This is a genomic window from Mesorhizobium sp. M0833 (assembly GCF_040319905.1).
Lineage (GTDB): Bacteria > Pseudomonadota > Alphaproteobacteria > Rhizobiales > Rhizobiaceae > Mesorhizobium.
In genome coordinates this window covers 1-4,284 of record NZ_JAMYOQ010000071.1, presented here as the reverse complement: position 1 = coordinate 4,284, position 4,284 = coordinate 1, and the positions used below count along the sequence as shown (strand labels likewise).

The window sequence follows — 4,284 nt, the reverse complement described above, 5'->3', positions numbered from 1 at the left end:
CAGCCTGAAGGTGCCGACCAGATCGGTTCCCTCGACCACGGCCTCGGCTAGCGGCCTGTCCTTTTGCTGATGGAGGCCTGTGCCTAAAAGGGCCGGCCAGTTTTCTCGGGTGAGCCTGGCGGCCGTCAGGCCTGACAGTTTCTCGAATTCCGGATTGGCGTAGACCACGCGCTCTTCACCGGCAAGGTCCGAAACGGCTATGGCGATCGGCACCTGGTCAAGGAATTTCTTGAACTGTTCGCTTTCGAGTGCTGTTGCAAGGTCAGGTGTATCAAGCAGCTGCTCGACCGCCTCAGCCTTCTCTGAATCCGATGTCATTTGCGCGCCTGTTTTGTGCGGATATTATCAACAATGCGGCGAGCCTGCCATCGCCAAAACTGGAGCTGCATCTCACATTTCGCATCACGCATCTGACAACAAGCTCTGCATCGCGTAACGGCCGCACGTCCAGCATTGCGACCGGCCGAAGGAGAGCGGCAAGGATCGGCTAGAATCCAGGTGCCTGGAATGTCGAAGCGACCGGTCAAGTGGGTACGCTGCGGAAGACCGATAGAGCAGGCATTCAGGGAGAATGAGTTCGCGTGCCGGCCTCGGCGATACGTGCCGACACTGTCAACCTCATGACCGCATGCGGGCTGAAAGAGCAGCGCTTCGCTCCAGCGGTAATTCAGGCCGCTAGCTGCCTAACTGCGGCAAGCCCATCGATCGTGTATGTTGAGACGCTATTGCCGATGCCTAAATATCGAACCCGTCATGGCAATCGTTGTGACGGGAAGCGCTCGCTTATGGGCTGTGCTGGAATGCGCATGAAGTATACGCCTGTGCGCCGCTTCGTTGATCTCTTGGCCTTCGAGGAAGTCGTCAATCTCATCGTATGTGAGACCGGGACGAGGTTCTCCAGGTCGGCGGTCGGGATCTTTTCAACAAGATCAGACGGAGCGCCCAGATACACTGCCAAGGCGCGAACTCTGCGCTTGTTCAGCCCGGAAAGAGGAAGAATGTCTGCGGCACCATCGCCGAACTTGGTGAAGAAGCCCATCAAGGCCTCGGCTGCTTCGAAGCGACTTCTGAAAAAGAAGTGTGGGTTTGCTCTCATACCCTTTGCTGAAAAATGTTGTCATAGAGCGCATGGAATGCCACGCGCTTCGAATCGGAGTAGCCATCCGGGAAGCCTGAAGCCCCTTTGAAGCGCATGTCCGGCAGCTATTCATAGCGTGGATGACTTTGATCGAAACAAACGATTTCATAACTCTTCGGAAATCTTGCATGGACAAAAGCACGTCCGCACCGATCACCCATCCAAAGGAGAAAATCTTCCATGCGCCCTGACGTGCAGTGGAGGTCGTGCCGAGAAGTGAGTTGCAACTGGCCGATCATGTCGGCGGTTCGACGCTAGTCGTCCCCAATGTTCCTGAGCTGCGAAGTCTTGCAAGCGAGCCAGCTGCCCAGCGCGATTCTGCTTGTGGCGGGCTTTTTGCCGCAGGCAGTCCGCTCGTTTGGGCAGCGGATTGGAGACCCGGCCGGCAGCGCTACCATACAACATCAGCGCACTTTACATCTACGCGGTATTGCCGGGCTTCCAGTCGGTGCCATGTTTGGCCGACGAATGACGCGATGCGGCCTCCTGCACAAGCGAAGGCGGTATCGGATGTGCGACCGGGAAGCAGGCGGACAGTGCAGCACATGTCACTCGCCTGTCCGACGGTCTTTCGGGGAATGAAATCGGGCCAGTTCACGGCGCGGCATTATTCGTCAACAGCCGCCCCTTCGCAAGGGTATAGGCAGCCCGCGTCACAAGTTCGTGCTGCAGATGAAAATGGCATCGCCGGCATGCAAGTCAGCAGCCGCTCAAGATTCGATGATCCAGCCAAGCTCTCGGCGTCATGGAACGGCAGGCGCCACGATCGAAGCATCTCATGTTGATTCAGGCGGACCCTTATGAGGCGTTCTTTGATGCCGGTGATGCCTGACAGGCGGTTGCAGCTGCAAGCGACAACGCGGCCTATTTAGTTGGAAACGGTCTGAGGCAGGCCAATTTGGCTTGCCCGTCACTATGTGGAGAAAGAAATGCTGTGTCTAGGAATTAGCGGCGGACTTGACCAAGTCCATGAAAACCGATTCGAGCTTCGGAACGCCTTTATGCACGATGGCGCCGCGGTGCTCGTCCGAGACGGACGGGTGATAGCAGCCGTCGAAGAGGAACGCCTCAATCGGATGAAACACTCCAACAAGCTCCCAATTCGTTCGATTCAATACTGTCTGTCAGCGGCGGGGGTTCAGCTCAACGACATTGATCGGGTCGCGCTCTACGCCAGCGAGCCCTATGCCAACGCCATGCTTGAAGGTATGTCCGCATCCCACCCGGACATTCTCTCCATTCCGCTGGATGCTAAAACGTTGGTGCAGGATCTGTTAACGCGTGAGTTCGGCACTAAGTTGGACAGTTCGCGTATTTCATTCGTAAGTCATCATCAGGCGCACGCCGTGAGCACCTTTGCAATGTCGGGCTTCGAACAAAGTCTCATTCTAGCGATTGATGGCTCTGGTGATTTCCTATCGGGCCTCTTGGCGGTAGGGTCTGGCACAGAAATTACGCAACTCGAGGCTTTCCCCGAGAACAATTCTCTTGGGCTGTTTTATCTCGAGACGATCCGCTATCTCGGCTACGGCTTGTTCGACGAGTATAAGGTAATGGGACTCGCGCCCTACGGCGACCCCGCTCCCTATCGCGAGCTCTTCGAGCAGTTCTACGAGCTCTCCGCCAACGGCGGTGGCTACCGTGTTCACCTCGACCGCATCGGTCCGGCGTTGCTCCGCAATATCGAGGTCAGGCGAAAGGGAATGCCCTTCACCCAGCAGCATCGAGATGTGAGTGCGTCACTGCAGGAAGCGCTTGAGCGGATCGTGTTCCACATTCTCCGGCATCACCGTGAGGCCACCGGCATGAAGCGGTTGTGCCTGGCGGGGGGGGTGGCCCACAACTGCACGATGAACGGTAAGCTGCTGTATTCAGGGCTTTTCGAAGACATTTTCGTGCAACCCGCGTCTCACGACGCTGGCTGCGCATTGGGAGCTGCGCTGATAGTCTCTAACGAGATGGGCCGCCCCGCGCCGTGTGAGCGACTGCAGGAGGTCTATTGGGGTCCTGATCTCGGGAGCGAGCGCGCCGTGCAACAGGAACTGAATGCATGGGCCGGACATCTCGAGGTTGAACGCTCTGATGACGTGGCAAGCAGTGCAGCCGACTGGATCGCCAACGGCGCCGTGATCGGCTGGGTGCAGGGTCGTTCGGAGTTTGGGCCACGTGCGCTGGGCAACCGCAGCATTCTTGCCGACCCTCGGCCCGCCGCAAACAAGGACCGGATCAATGCGATGGTCAAGAAGCGCGAAGGCTATCGGCCCTTCGCGCCATCTGTGCTGGAGGAGGATGCGAGCGAATTTTTCGACCTGCCGGACGGTAGGCACGAATTTCCATTCATGAATTTCGTCGTTCGCGTGCGTGACTCAAAGCGCGCCTTGCTCGGTGCCATCACGCACGTCGACGGTACCGCTCGCCTGCAAACAGTATCGCGCAACGCCAATCCCGCGTACTGGGAGGTCATCAATGCGTTCAAGAAGCGCACAGGCACTCCAATTCTGCTCAATACGTCCTTTAACAACAATGCCGAACCGATCGTGGATTCGGTTGCAGACGCGATTGCCACCTTTCTGACGACAGAGCTGGATGGACTTGTGGTCGGGCCCTTCCTGGTAAAAAAGCGGGCTGCAACGCTGCAGGATTGGACTGCGCTTGCGGTTTCGTTGCCGCCCTATGTGTCCCTCCATCAAACCCGCGCTTACAAAGCGCCAGATCGTCGGGAGACTCACTGCGAGATCAGCACGACCCACTTCAGCAGTGACAGTGTACGAATTTCACACGACTTGTTTAATCTGCTGATGCGGATTGAGGGCGAAGCCATGTTGGGAGATCTCCTCAATACAATTGCGCCGGATCAGGCTAAGCGTGACGCTGTGATGGAGGGCCTGCGACGACTGTGGGAGCAGCGCCTCGTTCGGTTGCATCCCTCACAAGCTGCTCGCATGGATCAAGACTGCGATCAAACGCTGGACCAGCATAACAGGCTCTCAGCGTGATAGGGATGCCGCTATCCAAGCTCGGCGAATAAAGGTGTTCATCGACGCCGCCGGGCCCCACCCCCCCGGGCCGCGGGCCGCAAAAAACAAAGGGTGGTTTCGGGCCCGAGAAGTTGTGCCCCCCGGCGCGCCGCAAAAAACCCCCCGGGG

The 4,284-nt window shown here is 57.7% G+C and carries 2 protein-coding genes and 1 pseudogene; 1 reads left to right on the top strand and 2 read right to left on the bottom strand.

Going from position 1 to position 4,284, the window contains the following annotated elements:
- Both NKH98_RS32670 and nadE read right to left on the bottom strand, forming a co-directional pair.
- The coding region (locus NKH98_RS32670; protein ID WP_352904288.1) for a PAS domain-containing protein at nucleotides 1-318 on the bottom strand (318 nt) is incomplete at its 3' end.
- Between the two features lie 404 nt (nucleotides 319-722).
- A pseudogene (nadE, locus tag NKH98_RS32665) lies at nucleotides 723-1,054 on the bottom strand (NAD(+) synthase); the annotation flags it as partial.
- A 1,013-nt stretch (nucleotides 1,055-2,067) separates the two neighbouring features.
- On the opposite strand from nadE, the gene NKH98_RS32660 reads away from it, so the two are divergent.
- Nucleotides 2,068-4,134: a carbamoyltransferase family protein gene (locus NKH98_RS32660; protein WP_352904287.1), complete on the top strand. Its 2,067-nt coding sequence runs from the start codon at nucleotides 2,068-2,070 to the stop codon at nucleotides 4,132-4,134.
- The last annotated feature ends 150 nt before the right edge of the window (nucleotides 4,135-4,284 follow it).

Coding starts and splice junctions, on each gene's coding strand:
- NKH98_RS32660 (WP_352904287.1), top strand. CDS start 2,068: ATGCTGTGTCTAGGAATTAGCGGCGGACTTGACCAAGTCCATGAAAAC.